The 17,611-nt window shown below is 70.5% G+C and carries 20 protein-coding genes; 13 read left to right on the top strand and 7 right to left on the bottom strand.

Annotation, left to right across the window (positions count from 1 at the left end; genetic code table 11):
- Positions 1–771 precede the first annotated feature (771 nt).
- A complete protein-coding gene (locus tag ACFV1L_RS13045) occupies positions 772–1,200 on the bottom strand; it encodes a GNAT family N-acetyltransferase (RefSeq protein ID WP_380365345.1) in 429 nt (142 codons plus the stop codon).
- 676 nt (positions 1,201–1,876) lie between these two features.
- Positions 1,877–2,761 carry a DUF2690 domain-containing protein gene (locus tag ACFV1L_RS13050; RefSeq protein ID WP_380365347.1) on the bottom strand — a complete coding sequence of 295 codons (885 nt, stop codon included), beginning with the start codon at positions 2,759–2,761 and terminating at the stop codon, positions 1,877–1,879.
- A gap of 229 nt (positions 2,762–2,990) precedes the next feature.
- Between ACFV1L_RS13050 and ACFV1L_RS13055 the strand changes: the two genes are divergently transcribed.
- From ACFV1L_RS13055 to ACFV1L_RS13065, 3 genes are all read left to right on the top strand, one after another.
- On the top strand, positions 2,991–3,635 hold the full coding sequence (locus tag ACFV1L_RS13055; RefSeq protein ID WP_380365349.1) for a hypothetical protein: 645 nt from the start codon (positions 2,991–2,993) through the stop codon (positions 3,633–3,635).
- A 50-nt stretch (positions 3,636–3,685) separates the two neighbouring features.
- The gene (locus tag ACFV1L_RS13060) at positions 3,686–4,612 is read left to right on the top strand and encodes a peptidoglycan-binding protein (RefSeq protein ID WP_380365350.1); all 927 of its coding nucleotides are present in this window, start codon (positions 3,686–3,688) and stop codon (positions 4,610–4,612) included.
- Positions 4,613–4,741: 129 nt separating this feature from the next.
- Complete coding sequence (locus tag ACFV1L_RS13065; protein WP_380365352.1) at positions 4,742–5,611, top strand: peptidoglycan-binding protein; 870 nt, start codon at positions 4,742–4,744, stop codon at positions 5,609–5,611.
- Between the two features lie 329 nt (positions 5,612–5,940).
- Here the strand turns inward: ACFV1L_RS13065 and ACFV1L_RS13070 are convergent, their stop codons facing one another.
- The 3 genes from ACFV1L_RS13070 to ACFV1L_RS13080 all read right to left on the bottom strand — a co-directional run bounded on the left by ACFV1L_RS13070 (position 5,941) and on the right by ACFV1L_RS13080 (position 7,466).
- The gene (locus ACFV1L_RS13070) at positions 5,941–6,348 is read right to left on the bottom strand and encodes a sigma factor-like helix-turn-helix DNA-binding protein (RefSeq protein ID WP_380365353.1); all 408 of its coding nucleotides are present in this window, start codon (positions 6,346–6,348) and stop codon (positions 5,941–5,943) included.
- Positions 6,349–6,429: 81 nt separating this feature from the next.
- A complete protein-coding gene (locus tag ACFV1L_RS13075) occupies positions 6,430–7,212 on the bottom strand; it encodes a helix-turn-helix domain-containing protein (protein WP_380365355.1) in 783 nt (260 codons plus the stop codon).
- A gap of 20 nt (positions 7,213–7,232) precedes the next feature.
- A complete protein-coding gene (locus ACFV1L_RS13080; RefSeq protein WP_380365357.1) occupies positions 7,233–7,466 on the bottom strand; it encodes a hypothetical protein in 234 nt (77 codons plus the stop codon).
- 485 nt (positions 7,467–7,951) lie between these two features.
- On the opposite strand from ACFV1L_RS13080, the gene ACFV1L_RS13085 reads away from it, so the two are divergent.
- Together ACFV1L_RS13085 and ACFV1L_RS13090 are read left to right on the top strand one after the other, a co-directional pair.
- Complete coding sequence (locus ACFV1L_RS13085) at positions 7,952–8,524, top strand: type II toxin-antitoxin system prevent-host-death family antitoxin (RefSeq protein WP_380365358.1); 573 nt, start codon at positions 7,952–7,954, stop codon at positions 8,522–8,524.
- Entirely contained in the window at positions 8,521–8,916 is a 396-nt protein-coding gene (locus tag ACFV1L_RS13090; RefSeq protein ID WP_380365360.1) for a type II toxin-antitoxin system VapC family toxin, read from the top strand. Before ACFV1L_RS13085 ends, ACFV1L_RS13090 begins: the two co-directional genes overlap by 4 nt.
- 192 nt (positions 8,917–9,108) lie before the next feature.
- On the opposite strand, the gene ACFV1L_RS13095 is transcribed toward ACFV1L_RS13090, so the two are convergent.
- A complete protein-coding gene (locus tag ACFV1L_RS13095) occupies positions 9,109–10,083 on the bottom strand; it encodes an LPXTG cell wall anchor domain-containing protein (RefSeq protein ID WP_380365362.1) in 975 nt (324 codons plus the stop codon).
- 544 nt (positions 10,084–10,627) lie between these two features.
- Between ACFV1L_RS13095 and ACFV1L_RS13100 the strand changes: the two genes are divergently transcribed.
- Positions 10,628–11,239: a hypothetical protein gene (locus tag ACFV1L_RS13100; RefSeq protein ID WP_380365364.1), complete on the top strand. Its 612-nt coding sequence runs from the start codon at positions 10,628–10,630 to the stop codon at positions 11,237–11,239.
- 247 nt (positions 11,240–11,486) lie between these two features.
- Positions 11,487–11,648 (top strand): hypothetical protein, encoded by a 162-nt coding sequence (locus ACFV1L_RS13105; RefSeq protein WP_380365366.1) that lies wholly within the window; start codon positions 11,487–11,489, stop codon positions 11,646–11,648.
- 1,023 nt (positions 11,649–12,671) lie between these two features.
- Here the strand turns inward: ACFV1L_RS13105 and ACFV1L_RS13110 are convergent.
- Positions 12,672–13,235, bottom strand: a complete 564-nt coding sequence (locus ACFV1L_RS13110) for an Imm1 family immunity protein (RefSeq protein ID WP_380365368.1) — start codon at positions 13,233–13,235, stop codon at positions 12,672–12,674.
- 703 nt (positions 13,236–13,938) lie between these two features.
- Here ACFV1L_RS13110 and ACFV1L_RS13115 point away from each other — a divergent pair.
- The 6 genes from ACFV1L_RS13115 (at position 13,939) to ACFV1L_RS13140 (ending at position 17,581) form a co-directional block, all read left to right on the top strand.
- Positions 13,939–14,253 carry a hypothetical protein gene (locus ACFV1L_RS13115; protein WP_380365369.1) on the top strand — a complete coding sequence of 105 codons (315 nt, stop codon included), beginning with the start codon at positions 13,939–13,941 and terminating at the stop codon, positions 14,251–14,253.
- Entirely contained in the window at positions 14,250–14,474 is a 225-nt protein-coding gene (locus tag ACFV1L_RS13120) for a hypothetical protein (protein ID WP_380365371.1), read from the top strand. Before ACFV1L_RS13115 ends, ACFV1L_RS13120 begins: the two co-directional genes overlap by 4 nt.
- Before the next feature lie 103 nt (positions 14,475–14,577).
- Complete coding sequence (locus tag ACFV1L_RS13125; RefSeq protein ID WP_380365373.1) at positions 14,578–15,642, top strand: PIN domain-containing protein; 1,065 nt, start codon at positions 14,578–14,580, stop codon at positions 15,640–15,642.
- A 436-nt stretch (positions 15,643–16,078) separates the two neighbouring features.
- Positions 16,079–16,363 (top strand): hypothetical protein, encoded by a 285-nt coding sequence (locus tag ACFV1L_RS13130; RefSeq protein ID WP_380365375.1) that lies wholly within the window; start codon positions 16,079–16,081, stop codon positions 16,361–16,363.
- A gap of 58 nt (positions 16,364–16,421) precedes the next feature.
- Positions 16,422–16,877 carry a hypothetical protein gene (locus ACFV1L_RS13135; RefSeq protein WP_380365377.1) on the top strand — a complete coding sequence of 152 codons (456 nt, stop codon included), beginning with the start codon at positions 16,422–16,424 and terminating at the stop codon, positions 16,875–16,877.
- Between the two features lie 314 nt (positions 16,878–17,191).
- A complete protein-coding gene (locus ACFV1L_RS13140) occupies positions 17,192–17,581 on the top strand; it encodes a hypothetical protein (RefSeq protein ID WP_380365378.1) in 390 nt (129 codons plus the stop codon).
- The last annotated feature ends 30 nt before the right edge of the window (positions 17,582–17,611 follow it).

Raw genomic sequence — 17,611 nt, forward strand, 5'->3', positions numbered from 1 at the left:
CGGGTCGCGGCCCTCCGGCGACGACCACGCGGGGGGCCGCCCCGACCGGCGCGCCTGATCCCGCGGGGGGGGGGCCGGCCGCAAGCACCGGACGGCCCCCGCGCGGGCCGTTCCCCCACGCTCCGCCAGGGCACTGGAGGAGCGTGGGGGGATCGCAATTCGAACTGGGCGCAGGTAAAGACGCAACGCCCCAGGCGCCGCGGTCGTCGCAGCCCTGGTCCCGGTCGCGCAGGGCGTGCGGCAGGTCCTCCAGCGGAACACGGGCGCGGGCGGCGCCTTCCTAGCGTGCGGGCACTGTGCGTAGGGCGAAGTCCCGGGTACGGGCGCTCACCACGCCCGCCCCCTCCCCGCCCGGCACCCGGCAGCTGGTCGGCTGCGAGCCGCCTTCAGCCCCCGAAGTGCGGCGCGGACGCGTCCGGCACGGCGATCTTCCGGCGCCGACGAGCACGACCGCGCGCCCCGCAGGCCGCAGAGGACGGCCCCGAGGACGGCTGACGGCCCCCGGCAACTGCGCATACCGGCACCGGCCCACGGGTCCTCAGCGACACGTCCGCCGTGTCGGCACTCCGGCGACGGAGAAGTCGGGGGCGCCGTGCGCGCAGGAAGCTCCGGCGGGACGCCGGCCGTGGACGGCCGACTCAACGCGCTCCCGGGCGCCCCGGGGCAGCCGCAGCGACACGCCCGGGTCCCGGAGCGCTTCCGGTTCCGCCCGTACAGGTGCGCGAGCGGCCGCCGTTGCTCTCCTGCCACGGACAGTCGGGGGCCGTGCGGCTACGCGTGCTGGAGGATCATGAACTGCTCCGGGTTCGGGACGGGAACGAAACCCGCCTTGGAGTAGACCCCGTGGGCGTCGAGGGTGGCGAGAAGCACGCGCTTGAGCCGGTAGGGGGCCAGGTGGTCGCGGACGGCGCAGGCCATCCACGTGCCGAGCCCCTTCCCGCGGTGCGCGGGGGCGACGTACACGTCGCACAGCCATGCGAAGGTCGCCCGGTCGGTGACCACACGCGCGTAGGCGACCTGCACGCCGGCCGGGCCGTAGACGGCGAAGTTGAGCGACTCCCGCACCGACTGCTCGACCGTTTCCAGGCTGCGCCCCAGGGCCCAGAAGGCGTCGGTGGACAACCAGTGGTGGACCAAGGCGATGTCGAGGCGTTCGGGCGCGGTGGAGAGCTCGTAGCCGTCCTGTCGGTGCTGACTCATGAAAGCGGAGCCTATCGGCCGTCAGTTGGTTTTTCCAAGTGACTACTTGGAAAAACCAATCCCTGCGAGGTGCCGCCGAGCGTGTTGCGGGCGCCGGCAGCGGTCCGCCGCAGAAATCCGGCGCCCACGGACCCCCGAACGGCTGCGGCGGAGCGCCCGCTGATCCGGCGAGGTGACACCCTGCCGGTTCCGACTCGGCGTAACGGCACCACGGCGCGGTCCCGGCGGGAGTCGAACGGGCCGGGGACGTCGACGCCGCTCCTGACCGGCGGGACCTTGCGAGCCCCGCCGCAGCACGGTGGAGGCCTCGCCCATGCCCGCATCCAGCCCGAACCCACCCCCCGGCCGGAGCCGTCCCTGCGGCCGGAGCACCTCGTGACAGAAATCCGACTGCCGGGCCCACGGGCGGTGCTTCCAGCCCATGCGGTCTTCGAAGACGAGCGGCTCGGCCACTGGGCCGCCGCGCAGCGCGGGGTGTTCGCCGACAGGAGCGGCAGCGACAGGAGGACTTGCTGACTGCGATCGGCATCGAGGAGGGCCCGGACGTGGTGGCGACGCGGCCGCGAAGGGCGCACGGGCAGCAAGCCGCGCCTCGGGGCACCGAGTTGACGCGCCGTTGTGTCCGCGAGCGCGCCCGTCCGGCTGGCTGGCTGGCTGCTGCGTGGTGTCCGACGGTTCAGCCGCTCTGGGTGGTTGCCTTGGACTGGGTCGCGGGGGTGGCGGGGAGAGCGGTCGAGCAGACGGTTCCTCTGGATTGGATCACTGCGCAGGCTCGGGCGCCGGCGGGTGCCGGTGCCTGCACCATCTTGGTGTGGGCGGTGTGTCCGGACTGCTGGCCGTACTCCTCCAGTTCGGGCGGGCTGCCTTCGGTCCCGAACACCTGGATCCTGTCTCCTGGTGATCCGCCGTCCATTCGGGCCCAGCTCGCACGGCAGATCGGGCTGTAGCGCAGTTCGACGTACACCCCGAAGTCCCGCCCGTCGGCGGTGGTGACGGCGTCGTACTGGCAGATCGTGTTCGAGGGCTCCTTGTGCAGGCAGGCGATGCCGGAACAGGATGCCGTCGCCCTCGGCGACGGCGCTGCGGACGCCCCGGCAGGCGGGGCCGCCTGGTTCGTGTGCCCCGCCGGGCCGGACCTGCCCCACGCCGCATAGGCACCGCCGCCGGCGGCGACGAGTGCGAGGACCCCTCCGAGCCACAGCAGCCGCTGCCGGCGTGCAGGGGGGCGGGAGGTGTCGGCGCTCGGCCCGGGTTCGGCCTGCTCGGCCCTTTCGCCGCCGCGGGCCTCCTGCTCGGCCCTCGCGCAGACGCCGATCGCGTGCTCGAGATCGGCCGCAGGCCGGCCGTAGTGCTCGGCGAGGAGGCGGACGACCTTCCGTGGCGGAACCTGGGCGCCGGTCTCGTAGCGGGACAGTGTCGGCTGGGCCAGACCGACCTTCCTCGCCACCGCTCCCTGCGCGGGCTCGTCCGGAGCTCCGAGGCGCCACTTGCGCAGCAGTTCGGCCAGCTCCACACGTGCGGTGGTGGGCCCGGACTCGTCGGCATCTCGGCTGTGCGGCATTGCTGTGTACCACCCTTCGCCTCGATCTGCGCATAGTCGCAGGTCATAGCCCATGTATAGACACGGATTCTTCCGCATGGGCCAACGGGGGCCACAGCGTAGAGACCTGACGATCCGTCATGCAAGAGTGATGGTCAGCCGGTGAAGACAGCCCGGCAGCCTCCCATCCAATGCCTGCCGGGCGTGCTGTGTCATGCCCGATCGCAGGCACGTACCCGAAGGAATGACAGTGCAGAACGGAACGCAGAACAACACCCGTTTCGACCCGGTCGGCTTCGCATCCGCGGCCACCAGTGGGCCGTCCGCGCTCACCGGCGGGCAGGCCGCGCTCGTGCCGCCGAGGCCCGCGTTCGCCCCGTTCATCCCGGAGCCGGGAATCGAACAGGCACAGCTGCCCGCCACTCCCACCGCCGCGATGCCGCGGTCGGTGAAGCTCGCCCGGATCGCCCTGGTCGCGCCGACCGCGCTGAACCTGGTACTGGCCCTGGTGACGCTCCTGCAGGCCCAGGCGCTGCTCGACTCGTTCACCCCGTATCGCGGCGCCTGGTTCGCGGGCGCGACCAGCAGCCAGGAGCAGGCCGCGCAGGCCGGCGTGACCCTCGCGCAGTTCGGCCTGGCGTGGACCGCCGCCCACACCGTCATCGCCATCGCGCTGGCGGTACGGGCCGGCCGGGGCGGGCACTCGCTGCGCACCGCCGTGCTCGTCTTCGGCGGCTGGCAGTGCCTGCTGGGCACCTTGGCCCTCGCCCTCAGCGGCGAGAACAGCGGAAACGCCGTCATCCGGGCGCTGGTCGCCCTCGCACCCGGCGCCCTGCTGGTCTACCTCGCCACCCGCCCCGAAACCGTCGCCTGGTTCAACCGCCCCCGCCGCTGATCCCTGACCGACCTCACCTGCCGGATTCACCACACCACGAAGGAATGATCATGACCACCAAGCCCAACGCCCGCAGCATCGCCTCGTTCCTGCGGCGCTCCGAGAAGACCTCCTCCGGTGCCGGTGCCTTTGCCCGGGGCCGCCGCGGGAAGGCCGTCATCGCCACGGCCGGCCTGCTGCTGGCCGTCGCCACCGCGAGCGCGAACGCCGCCGGCTCCCCCTCGCTCTCCGCGTGGGCCGACCGAATCGCGCCGGGCGCCCAGCGAAGCGTCGACATCTCCAAGCCCGCGACGCTCTGCCCCGGGTCGAAGGGCGAGGCCGTCAGTGAGCTCCAGCGCCGCCTGGTCCTGCTGGGCAGCACCACGAAGGTGACGGGCGTGTTCGACAGCCCGACGGAGAAGGCGGTCAAGAAGTTCCAGCGCGCCCACGCTCTGAAGGTCGACGGACTCGTCGGCCCGCGCACCCGGGCCGCGCTGGCGGCGGCGCCCGGCCTGCGGATCACGGGGAACCGGGCCGAGCTGGCTCAGCAGATCGTCCGCCGGCCGGGCATCACGGCGGACGACTTCCACTCCGGGCACAAGGGGCAGGACCCCGAGTCGTCCGCCCGCAGCAACCTCCGCGACACCGCGGCAGGAAAGAGCGCGCTGACCAGCCGGTACGGCGACGCCCACGGCAAGCGCGTGGACCTGGACACGGACATGCTGCGCGGCCTGCTGCAGCTCAACGCCAACCACGGGTTCCGGCTCAACATCACCGAACTCGCCGGCGGCGACCACAGCAAGACGTCCTGGCACTACGCCGGAACCACCTTCGACGTCAATGAGATCAACGGAGTCCACGTCGCCATGTCCGGCAAGGGCAGGGAACTCGCCGAACGCCTCCAGAGCGCCTGCACCTTCCTCGGCGCCACCCAGGTCCTCGGCCCCGGCGACCGCAACCACGACACCCACGTCCACTGCGGCTGGCCCCAGAACTGACACCAGCCGCCTGCGGGGGGCCGGCACCTCGACCGGCCCCCCGCAGAGCGGACTTCCCCGGCTCGCACAGCGCCCCTCGTCCTTCCCGCAGCACAGCCGCCCCACCATCAACCTCAAGGAGTCACCGCCATGAAGTTCGCCCTGCCCAAGCACCGCACCGCCCGAACGATCGCCTCCACCCTCCTGATCGGCCTCGCCCTGACCGGGGCCAGCGTCGCCGCCCACGCCGACGACGCCCGCCGCACCAAGAACACCACCACCGCAGCCGCCGACCACTCCTCCCCCAGGCAGGGAGACCGCGGCGAGAGCGTCAAGAACCTGCAGCGGCAGCTGAACACGCAGGGCCACCGCCTGGCCGTCGACGGCATCTTCGGCCCCAAGACCGCTGCCGCGCTGCGGGACTTCCAGCGAGCCCACGGCCTGAAGGCCGACGGCATCGCCGGCTCCGACACCCGCACCGCGCTCGCCGCCGGCCACAACACCCAGAAGCCCGCCCCCAGCAAGAGCGGGTACTACCTGCAGTTCGACAAGAACCAGAAGAACCCCATGTGGTCGAAGCTGTCCCTCGTCCACGACGGCAAGGTCCTCAAGAGCTACCGGGCCGGCTCCGGAAAGGGATCCACGGACGAGTGCGCCGGCAGCGAGGGATGGCTGCCCAGCGGGACCTACAAGGTCGAGGGTCACATGACCGACCGCGGCGCCGGTTCCTACACGGCGGTCAGGGGCTACGCCATCCAGCTCGAGGACAAGGCCTGCAAGCCCAAGCCCGGCCAGAAGCCGGCCACGCGCACCAATCTGTTCATCCACAGCGAGATGCGAAGCGACGGCACCCAGGCCCCCGACGTGCCGTTCATGGACGACGACATCTGGCGGTGGAACGGAGACATGGACTACCAGTCCCTGGGTTGCATCAAGCTCACCCCCACCGACATCAAGGACCTCTTCTCCCGCCTCGACCGGGCCGGCTGGCCGAAGAACCTGACCCTCCGCGTCAACTGACCCCACTCCCGCCTCTGGCTCCGGGCAAACGCTGCCCGGAGCCAGAGCTATGTCGGCCAGTCACCGCAGCCGGCTGCGCCGGGCGGGCAGCAGCGGGGCGGCGGGGCGCTCCCCCGACGAATACGAGGGCAGATCGTCGCGTCCCTCCCTGCGCCCGCGAGGACCTCGCGGAGGCCCAGGCCGACGTCGCCGAGACCCGCGCCGAAGCCGAGGCACTGCGGGCGGAGGCGCAGCAGATCCGGGAGGCCGATGCCGCTGGCAGCGCAGCAAGTGGCGCCGGGGCTATCACAAGGCGCTCGACACCGCTGTGCTGTGCGTGCTGCACCTGCTCACCAAGCACGCTGGGTGTCGAGGGACCGGATCTGGGTGCGGACTGCGGCTTCCTCGGTCCCGGTCAGGGCGGCGATGGCCTGTTCGGAGAGATCAAGAACGACGTACAGGAGGAAGAGGTCCTGCTGGTCGGTGGTGAGGTGGACCACCGGGCCGAGGGGGCCGGGGCCGGCGAGGTGGCGGACGTGCTGCCTGACGGTCTGCCAGGCGCAGGCGATGGGGCTGGCGGTGGCGAGGGCATCGCGCCAGCTGTCGGCGAGGTCGGCGAAGGCCTCGCGGAGCGCTCTGTCGGCGCTGCCGGCCGCGGGCAGGAGCAGTGCGGCGTAGCGCAGGTAGGTGTCGTGGTGGAGTTCGCGTAGTGCGGTGAGACCGAGGTCGGGTGCGTGGGTGCGGTGGGTGGCAGGCATGGGTGTTCCCGGTCCGGATCGGCCGTGCGGGGTGGAAGGGGCGCCCGGGGACAGGATGGTGGTCCTGTCCCCGGGGTTGGTTCAGGCGGAGGGCACGGGGCCCTGGGCTCCGCTGTGCCCTGCGGCGGCGGGCGGTGCGGTGTTGTCGCGCCGGTCCGCGGCCGCGTTGGTCTTCATCGCCACCCACAGCTTGAACAGGATCTCTGTCGGGAGGCTGTGGGCGGAGCTTTTCATCGCGCGGTTGAACTCGCGCTGGTAGGTCCTTGCGGTCATCGGTACGTGGGCGCGAGCGTTGTTGGTTCGCTCCCATGCCGCCTGCCACAGGACGATGCGGTGTTCCTTGACCCGGCAGGCCCGCATGAAGGCGGTGAAGACCGGTTTGTGCAGGGGTGCTTCGCCTTTGAGGACCAGGGCCATGGTGCTGGGCGGCAGGCGGTCGCCGACCTCCTTGGCCCGTTCGTCGAGGTCCTCGAGGGAGGGCCATTCCGCCTTGCGGCGCATCTCGTGCATGACACGGCGCAGGTCGGCGAAGGATTCGACGTGGTCGGGGTTGAGGCGCCGGGGCGCCCGTCGGGGCTGGCCCGCCGGTGCGCGGGGGACGTGGGCCCAGTACTTGGCGTGGCTCCACTTCTTGCGGGCTGTCTTCAGGTCGGCGTCGCATGCCGTGGCGATGGCCTTAACGACGGCCCAGCTCGGCAGTCGCTGGCCTTTGGCGGCCCGCTGCAAGGTGGTGTGGTGGTAGTTCGTCCGATCGGCGATCTCGCGGTAGGTCAGCCCGGCCTGCTCGCGCTGTTCGCGCAGCCAGGCGGCCAGGCGGCCCAGTGCCGGCTCGTCTGCCTCAATCGGGTTCTCTCGGCGGCCCATCGGCGGGGGCGGCGGTTGCGCTAGGCCCGTTCCCTCCGCAGCCGGGTCACGACGAGCCATCCGCCGCCGACGAGTTCGACGGCGGCGCCGACGGACATCCCGCTGTCCACCAGGGCGGTGGCGATGGCGATCACCACGATGATGACGAGCGCCTCGGATCGGCCCGGGAGCCAGGACGGACGCGGGCTGCGGCGATCGGTGTGGGTGGCGCACTCGGCGGGGACGGGGACGTGCTTCTTGTTCTTCCTCGGCATGAGGGATGCCTCCTATACCACTGACTACTCCAACAGGTCGGCTGTTCTGTGGTTGGCGTCACATGAACGAACCGATCGAAGCAACACTCTGTCAGGCATACGGGCGATTCCCAATCGAATCCGTGAACGGAGGGAGGATTGATGCCCAGTCATCCATGTGACGGCAGCTAACTTTGTGCGATGGCAGGCGTGTTGAGGCTGGCCAGAGCAATCCAAACCTGAGTTTGAAGCGGGTTTCTGCAACATCTGCTTGTGGCCGCTGTGGCTGGATGTGACCATCAGGTAGGCGTCGTCCCAACCTGATGGTGGGGAGCCCGGAGGCGCTGATCACTCCAACAACATCGGGAACACCGGAGCGGGCCGTGTTGGCGCATGGGCCCGCCCGACAGCAGGGACCGCGCGGCGTTGCCGGGCGGTCCCTCCGTTTCTCCACCCACGTGCTCGCGGGGCCGGTCGCGTCCGGCGACGAGTTGTAAAGTCTTTACATGACCGCAGACCCGCAGGGCCGGCCGGAGCTGCCGGCGAACGTGCCGACGGTCGCGCTGGCCGACGCCCGCGCCGAGCTGTCGAGGATCGTGACGCTGGCCGAGCACACCGGCCGGGTCACCGCCATCACCCGCTACGGCAGGCCCGTCGCCGCCGTCGTCCCGGCCGCGCTGCTCCACCTCCTGGCCCCCGCGCACCTGGGACCGCGGCCCATGGAGGCCACCGACCTCGAGCGGATCGCGGAGCGGGCCCGCTCCGCGGAGCTGCGCCCGAGCAGCGACCAGATCGACGAAGCCCTCCAGGACATCCGCGCCGGCGCCGACAGCGAGGACCCGGTCCCGGGCACAACGCCCCTGGAAAGCAGGCTCGAGGAGCTGCTGGAGATCTTCCGTGCGGCGCCGCACAAGGCACAGGCCGCGAGCGATCTGGTCTGGGCGCTCAGCCCCGTTCGCGTGGTCCTGGCCGAACATGGCGCAGCGGCGCCGGAGCAGTTGGCGGCCCTTCCGGAGGACTTGACGATGGCCGACCTGCTGGAGGCGTGGGCGGAGAAGCAGCAGGGTGGGTCGCGGTGATCGTGATCGATGCCAGCGCGACGGTGGAGTTGCTGACCGGTACCGGGGCGGTTGCCGAGCGGGTGCGGGCGCGGCTGGTGGGTGAGGACGTGTACGCGCCGGCGCACCTGGACCACGAGGCGAGCCGGGCGATCGTGCGGATGATGCAACGCGGCGCTCTCACCGAGAAGGACGCCGGCGCGGCAATCGCGGACCTGGACGCGTTGGATGTCCAGCGGATCCCGATCCCCGGCCTGCTGCTGCGGGCGTGGGAGCTGCGGGACAACACCTACGTCGGCGACGCGCTGTACATCGCGCTCGCCGAGACCCTGCTGTGCCCGCTGCTGACCACCGACTCCAAGATGGCCGGCGTCCCCGGTATCAGCTGCGACATCGTCCACGTGCCCAAGTGATTCCGCGCTCCCCCCGGCCGGAGCCGCCGCGAACGCGAAGTCGACGACCGGCGGCCACCCGCCCGCCGCGCAGCGGTAGTCGGCGGTCAGCGGGCGCAGCGGTGCGGAAGGGGGTGGCATACCGGCTCTGCCGCCTGATGGGCACCAGGTGGCGGGGCCGGTATCCGGTCCCGGCGGGGCCGGGGTGCGGGCCTACTTGGCGCGGTGGGTGTTGGTACGACGGCGGCGCAGCAGGACGAGGGTGCCGGCTCCCAGGGCGAGTGCGGCGGCGCCGGTGGCGGCGATGGCGGTGGAGTCGCTGCCGCCGCCGGTGCTGGCAAGGCTGGTCTGGGCCTGCTTCTTGGCTTCGTCGACCGTGGTGGCGGAGGGCTTCTTGGTGGGCAGCCCGGACGGCGCGGCGGGCGCGGTCGAGGACGGCGCCGACGCGGACGGCTTGGCCGGGGCGGAGGCGGAGGGCTTGGCGGAGGACGATGCCGGCGCTGAGGGCTTGGCGGAGGACGATGGCGCTGCCGAGGCCGAGGTGGACGGCTTGGTGGTGGCGGAGGGGGAGGCGGAGGTGCCGCCGGGTGCGGTGATGGTGAAGGCCTTCTTCGCGCCTTCGAGGAAGCCGTCTCCGTCGGGCTCCTGTTCGGATTCGGAGGCGGGGAACAGGACGGCGTAGGGCTGGGCGGTGGCCGCGCCGGCGGCGGCGTCGGCGGTCACGTTCAGCCGGACCTGGATGTTGACGCTCTTGCCTGCGGGGACGAAGACCACGGAGTTCTCGTCGGGTTCGGCTTCGTCGCTGCTTCCCAGGATGAGCGCGACGCCCGGGCCGTCGGGCCCGTCGCCCTCCACCTGTGCGTCGACCCACTTGTGGGTGTAGGGGTTCTGGAACTGGGCTTTGACCTGGCCGGTGGACAGGTCGCCGACCGAGGTCAGGAAGACCACCGGGAGGGCCACCGCGTCGTCGCCGCTGTTGGTGACGGTTTCGGTGAAGGTGATCTGGGCTCCGCCGGCCGCGACGGTGGCGGGGAAGTCCTTCAGGGACACGGTGCCGCCGAGCTTGGGGGCGGCAACGGCCGCGGCGGAGACGGCGGGAGCGGCCAGGGCCGCCGGAGCGGCCACGAGGGCGACACCGGCGACCAGCGTCGTGGCGGCGGATATGGCCATGGCACGGCGCAGCTTCATGCAGACCTCACAGGGTCAACCGGCACGCCGCAGCGCGCCGGCACAAGGGTGGAAGTACGAGCGGATCCGCGCAGGCCGCGTACCGCATGCCGCGGTGACGGCCCAAGATCCGGTGCCGGATCATACGCACAAAGATGGAAGTGCTGTGAAGGCGGGCCCCGGCTACGGGCCGCTGAATCTCGCCCGCCCACCGGCAAATCGGACCAATCCCTCCGAATGGCTACCGCTTCTGCGGTGCCTCCGGCCGCGATCGCACCACGGCCTGGGCGCGGGCCCTCGCCTGCGAGGTGTTCGCCGCCGATCCGTGCAGGGCGGGGCCGCACCTGCCATTGACCCGCGGAGGAGAGGGCACCGCGAGCAGGGGATCACAGCCGCCAGCAGAACCGTACGAACTGCTGGCAGTGGGGGAATGGGAGAAGGAGCCTGGCTGACAGCTGGGACGTGAACGCCGGAGGTATCACTCGTGCGAGCGAAGACACTCACATAGGTCGTGCACGAATCCGATGAGAAGCGCAGGGGACTGTCTCACGAACGGAGCCACTCCATGCGCCGAATCAGCACCGCGCTCACCACCCTGACCGCCCTCGCCGCCGTGTCGGCCGCTCTCCTGCCCGCCGCGGCCGCGGCCGGCTCCGACCGGTCGGCCACCGCCGCCGCAACGGCCGCCGCGACCGTCGCCGCCGCGCCGAACCCGAACTTCACCGTCCGCTGCTCCACCACGCTCGGCGGCATCCAGCAGACCGAGAGCTGGCTGTTCCAGCCCGCCCCCAGCACCGACGGCCGCACCGTCTCGGCCACCCACCGCACCAGCTACCGCGGCTGCACCGGCAGCGCGAGCAGCACCCTCAACCAGGCCGACCCGGTCATCTGGGACTCCACCTGCCAGGACCCGTTCCCCACCTTCAGCACCGAGACCGTCACCTACACCTGGGACACCGGTGACACCACCACCGTCAAGTACGACCAGGTCGTCATGACCCACGAAGCCGGCGGGAACCTCATCCGCTACCGGATGAAGAGCAAGGGCACCGTCACCGCCGGCAGCGGCCTCGGCAAGGCCGTCACCCGCAGCACCCTCTTCGACCCCGTCGGCAGCGGCTGCAACCGCGACACCACCGAAGTCTTCGGCGTCACCGACCAGTTCAGCATCGGCTAGCAGCGCACACCCGCCCGTGCCCGGCCCACCCCTCGGGGCCGGGCACGCCCCTCGCCCGCCCGCCCGCAGCCCCCGGACGTCTCCGAGGACCCCCCGCCCACCACACTCTGCGGGCGCGACACCGTACCCATGGAACACACCCACTACCAGCGCACCGCAGGACGCAGGCTGGGAGCTGGACGCCGAGGCCGGGGAAGCTGAGGTACATCTCGGCGTCGGGGTGCTCGCGGAAGGCGGCCTCTACCGCTTGGGCGAGGTCGTCACCGGCTTGGCAGGCCGCGTCGAACTGCTTCAACAGGGCGGCCAGCTGGTGGCCGAAGGTGTCCTCGACCGCGTCGGGGTGGCGAACAAGGTCGCCCCGGAAAACCTCGCGCAGCCGTTCGGCCACGCTGGCGGCCGGCGCGCTTGAGCGCGGCCCGCAACTGGGTCAGGGACAGGACCCGGCGTGCGGCAGCTGCTCGTCCATCGGGCCAGCGAGGCACCGCCGGCCGACAGCGTGCAGGGTGTTCAGCGCCACCGGAGGGTGGAGTCCGTCATCGCCTCCAGCAGCACCGGAGCGGCAGCCGCAGGCGGGGCGTCGACCAGGCGCTCGCCGACGCCCGGGTAGGACTGACTAGCATGCCTGCCACTCGAAGGTTTGACCCCGGCACTCGACCCCACGATTCGGAGACTCGCATTTTCGAAACACTGGCGCAACCGCCTCACCCCTGAATCCAAGGGAGTGATAGACCTATACTCAGAATACGAAGTACGCGACAGCTATAAGGGTCTAATTAAGCAGCTCGAGAAGGCGTTTCCTGACATCCGGGTCAACATTTCATGGGGAGTCGGCTGATGCTTTTGATCCCGGATATCGCTGAGAGCGCAAAGAGGACCGACCCTGGTTCCGTCACAGGGATGACCGATGCTGAAATTGACCGACTTCGCGAGTCGTGGGGCGTCCGGAGGATCCCGGAACGGTATAGGGAGTTCCCGTCCTTGATGGGGCGTAGTGCTGGCAGGATCCTCCGTGGGACCGACGCTTTCTTCCCTGCGATTCGCGATATGCGGCGAGCGGCTGATGATTTCTTCTCCGACAATCCTGAGGGGATGAATCTGCCTGATGGGGCTGTTGTATTGCCATGCATCAGGGGTATCAGGTTTATTGGATGGAGACGACGGCCCTGCAGGATCCTCCAGTATCCCTCTACACGGAAGGGGAGGCAGCTCCAATGGGTCACTGACGATCTTTTACAGAGTTCGTCCCGCTTATCAGCGTCTTGCGTGCAGGCCGCCTGACCGGCGCTACAGGCGGCGCAGGACGGCGACGACTGTGCCGAGGACGGTGGCGTCCGCCTCCCAGACGTCCGCCGGAACACGTGCGCTGTACCGATCGACTCGTCGGCGGCGATGGCGACGCTGTTCTTCTCCCACGTCAAGCGGGACAGCGTCACTACTCTTCGGTGGGAATTGCTCCTGAGCAAATCGCCGCCATGAGGCCGTCGAGCGCAGACTCCGCCGTGGTGGAAATTCGCTCGGGAGGGGTTTCAGCGTCGGTACGACTCCCGTTCATGTGCCCCGGAACCCAGTCGATGCGGCTCGGCCTGTCGGCGGTCCCCGCCCGCCAGTACTCCTCGATCACTTCGCGGACGGTGGCCAGCGGAATTGCGCTCTTTCGGTCGAGAAAAACCGGGCAGTGGAGATCCGTGATCACGTCAGGGTCTTCCCGTGGCGGCTCGGGAGTGTCAGAGACCCAGATCGAGTCGTAAATCCCTCCTTGATTCGGAAATCTTGCGTCAACAAACCACACAAAACCTCCGTAACCTGTCGACCTGTTCAAGGAGACCACGAGATAATTATTAGGGCGCTCGTTCTCTTCGCTCGCTTCACTGCCGAGGGAGATCCAGGCCTGATCTCCGTATTCAAGCTCAGCCATGACCTTCGAAATTATGCGGTCGACCTCGCCGTCTGCCCCTCCACGAAGCCGCTCATCGCCGAGCATGACCGTCATAATCATCCAGCCCTCCATTTGACGGGCGCCCGTGGTCCCGATCTCCCGTGTGGTGATCGGTTCAGGTCAGCTCGAAGTCGTCGGTGTCGTACTCAAAGTCATCCGGCGCGAAGCCGGCGTAGCCCCCTCCGGCGTTGAAGCAGTCGGCCAGTGCTTCGCCGATCACTTCGCGGACCTCGCCCTCGTCCTCGGTCAGGGCGAGGGCCGCGGCCTGGTCGCCGGTGAGGGAGAGGAGAGGAGACGTGAACCTCCCTCATCATCGACCAGCGAACCGGCCTGTTCTGGATGAGGACCAGCCGCCGCGGCGTGCTCACCTTCCTGCCCGAACGAAGCGGACGCGGCTACGGAGTCGGCTACGGCGGGGGCGGCCCCGGCGCGCTCGCGGAGTATATCCAGCAGCTCGTGAGTCCTTCGTCCAGAGCGAAGCCGCCCGACGCACGCAGGAACTGACGCTGGCCCAGCTTCGGAGTCTGGCCGGCTGACGGCTGCCCGGTATGGGTCCGGGCTGCTGTCCGGGCCTTTTCCTTCCCCGCCGCCGACAGGCCGATCCTGTGGCGGCACCGGGACCCGTCGGACGGCGGCCGCATTGCTGTGTTCAGACGAGTTGTTCGGGGCTGATCATCCGCCGTCCTATAGCCGAACACGCCCCGTACGGGGGGAAAATCGGCAAACACCTGCGCGGGGCGGTCCGGCGTTCCATGATCTCGCCATGGACGACAAGACCGCAGCCATACGGCGCGCCTACAGCGCCTGCGTAGCGACCCGGTGCACCAAGTGCCGTGCGGAGGCGGGCCAGCACTGCCGCAACCGCGTCGCCGGGGTCGAGTACAACGCCCTGTTCCACAAGCCGAGGCAGGTCGACTCCGGCGCGAGCACGATTCTCAAGGCCGTCGGCATCGGCGGCCTCACCTGGCTCCCGCGCCCGGGCCTGATCAAGTGGGACGGCAGCCCGATGCCCGAACTCCCCACATGGCCGTCAACGTCTGCCGCACCCGCGACGGCGCGCCCAGCGCCCGCACGGTGAACAACCTGATTCTCCAAGGCTTCCTCGCCGACGCGGGACTGCGCACCACCGTCGCCGACGAGCACCTCTTCGTCGTCGACCCGGACCTCGAACTCCCCGGGGCCCCGGCCAGGCCGGCCGCGCCCGCTGCCCGCCCTGCGCCCGCCGTCCAGGCCTGCCCGCCCCAGCGGCGCAAGCGGCGGACCGGCTGGTTCCACCTCACCGGATCACGGCGCGCCTGACCCGAGCCGGCTCAGCGCACCGACGCCGAGCCGGCGGGCTCGCTCAAGGGGGCGGAGCCGGAATTTGCTGTTCACCACCCCGGGCGACGGCCACACTGGGCCCATGGCTCCCGATCTCCCCCGGCCCCGCGCGGTGCCCGCGGCATTGCCGTCGAACCCGACGGCAATCAACCCGATGGCGCTGCGCGGGCGGATGCTGGTGGCGGTGCTGGACACCAACGTCCTCCTGGTCGAGGCGTGCAGCCAGGCCAAGCGCGGACGGGCGCACCACCCGCTGGCCGCGCTGGCCGGCACCCGGCGGGCCACCCCCTACATGGCGCCGCACGTGCTGGAGGAACTGGAGCAGCACCTGCCCAAGATGGCCGGCACCTTCGAGATCCCCGCCTCGGCGGCGGCTGCCGCACTGCGCGAGCACGTGCTTCCGCAGGTGCGGGTGGTGGAGCTGGAGATCCGCGACCACCTCTCCCCCGGAGCGCGGCACATCCTGCACCAGGCCCCGGGGGTGCCCACGGCCCGCCGGGGCGACCCGGACGATGCCCCGACGATGGCGCTGGCCGAACTCCTGGGCCCCGCAGTGCTGTTCACCCGGGACAAGGTGTTCGAGCCGTTCGCGGTCATGGACTCGCTGGCGACGGCGCAGACCCTGCTGCTGACGGCCGGACTGGAGGCGCACGGCTCCAACGCGGTGATCCTCGCCGGGTGCGTGCTGGAGGCGACGATGTCGGGCGTCGGCGCCCTCGTGGACGTCGCAGCCCGCCGTCCCGGGCTGACAGCAGCCGCCGTGGCCGGAGCGCTCTGGTACCTGTGGCAGACCGGCCGGCTGACCGCCGGGTGGCGGCCCCTGCTCTCCGGACTCTGGAAGATCACCGAGCCGGTGCTGCAGGCGGTCGCCGACGCCCAGCAACAGCACACCGACCTGAGCCGGACCCTCACCGTGGTGGAAGCCACCCCCTTCCCCGCCCTGGAGCAGAGGGCCGCCCGCCTCCTCGCCCGGTACGGCGCCCCCCTGACCGCCACGGAACTGCGCGACGCACTTGCCGACCGCGACGACCTCACGGTCCCGGCGGCCCGGCTACGCCGGGAGATGGCCGCACACCGGGCCTTCGTGCGACTGCCGGGCGACCGGTGGACCATCGGCCGCCCGGCACTCGAGGCAGCAGCGCTGTAGCACCACTGGCGCTGCAGCGACCCATCCCGGCCGCCAGCCCGCGGACGCGGCCTCCTTCGCTGGTGAACCCCTGCGGCTGTCCTGGCGACGAGTCGGACCTGCGGGTTCGGACCCGGGGTGCAGTGACCGCGGAAAGGCAGTCGTTGAACCGCACAGCACCGTCGGTGGAGGACGTTGCAGGTGAGGAAGAAGGAAAACTGCCTCGACCGAGTATCTGGACTCCGACGAACGGCCGACCACGGAGGACCCGTACCGAAAGGGCTACGTCTTTCCGCCGGCGAACATCGCCTCGTCGTACACGACGGTCTCCACCAAGGCGCTGCAAAATCTTCCCCACTACGACATCGGTCACCTCGCCCGTGCCGTACTCCTGACCGCCTTCACCGAACCGACCGCCGCCGGCTCGCAAGGCGACGACCTCAACGGCCACGGCCTGGTGAAGCTGGACCCCGAGGACCTGGCGGCCCGCCTTGATGCAGACGCCGACGAGATCGCCGCGGCGGTGCAGGAACTGTCCGACCGCTTCCTGCTGATCTCGCCCCAGGGACAGGGCGACGACGTGTGGCAGATCAACCCCATGGTCGCCTTCCGCGGCTCCGCCGCCGCTCAGCGCAAGGTCATCGACCGCCTTGTCGAGCAGCGGGGCGGCGACTTCCCAGTGCCGCCGGCGCCGGGAGCCGTTCTTGCCGACACGGCCACCGGCAAGACCTTCAGGGCCTGATGCTGGTACAGCAGTGGTGGTGGAGCTCCCACCCTCTTGCCACCGAGGTCGACCAGAGTTGCGCCGCGGCGCTCCCGCCGGTACGACCGCGTGGCCTGTCCTGGGGCATCTGAGCAGCACCGCCGAGCCTTTCCGCCGCCGTCCGGGCCGCTCGGCCGCCCGGGCGGCCGAGCGCGCCGCCCGCGGCAGCCAGGAGCAGCTGCACTGGGCGGACAAGCGCCGGGAGGAGTCCCGGTGGAACTGGACCACCGCGTTCACCGACGGCGCGTGGACGTGGGTCCCCAGCGACACCGGCGACGCGGCAACGGAGCGGCAACTGGCCGAACTGCTCCCCCACTGCCACGACTGGACGCCGATGCGCCTGCACGTGGAATCCGGCCCCACCGGCACGACCACGGTGCACACCCTGTTCGGCCACCTTGAGAACTGGGACCCCCGCCGCGGTGTCCTGCGTTCCGGCCCGTCGACGGCCACCGCGCCCTGGCCGTGGCACAGCACCGGATCACCGGGCTGAGCGGCGTACCCCGCCGGCGCGGCGCCGGACAGGCCGCACTGTGGAAGGACTACTGCCCTCCGAGACTGCGCCCGGCGTGGTGACTGCCCGCCCCGTCGGCGCGGCAGCTCGCCCGGGTCGGTGGCCGGCGCGCTCGGTGCCTGGCCGGTATCTGTCCCCGGGCGGCCTGACGGCCTCCGGGCGCAGCACAGTCGGGTGGTCCGCGTCAACGCGCCAGCACTCGTGGTGGAAGGCGTCTTCACCCTCCTGAGCGATTTCGGCGCAGCTCCATCGTTGAGATGGTTGGTCATCAAACCGTCTACGGGAGGGTCCGCATGACCACACGTCACCTCGTGCGTTTCGGAGCCGTTGCCCTCTGCGTCGCCTCGATCGCGCTGGCGCAGACAACGGCGGCCAGCGCGGCCAGCAGGACGGTGAACTTCTCCTTCAAGTACAAGCTCGACTCCCGCACCTGGGACCAGAAGTACGGCAAAGCCACGTTCGCGATCACCGACTGCAACGGGCCCAACCAGCAGTTCCACGTCGAACTGATCCGCGACCGGTGGAACGGCGACACCCGTCTGGAAGGGCACAACCTCAAGTGCGCCAAGGGCGTGCGCGCCGACTTCTACGCGCCGGAAGACGGGGAGTACTTCCTGCGTTTCACCAAACTCGACGACGACACGTGGTTCACCGGGACGGCGGTCATCAGCTTCACGTCGTGAACCCGGACGGCACCGGGGCTGCGCCGCTGC

Source organism: Kitasatospora sp. NPDC059646 (assembly GCF_042734615.1).
In the GTDB taxonomy this organism is placed as follows: domain Bacteria; phylum Actinomycetota; class Actinomycetes; order Streptomycetales; family Streptomycetaceae; genus Kitasatospora.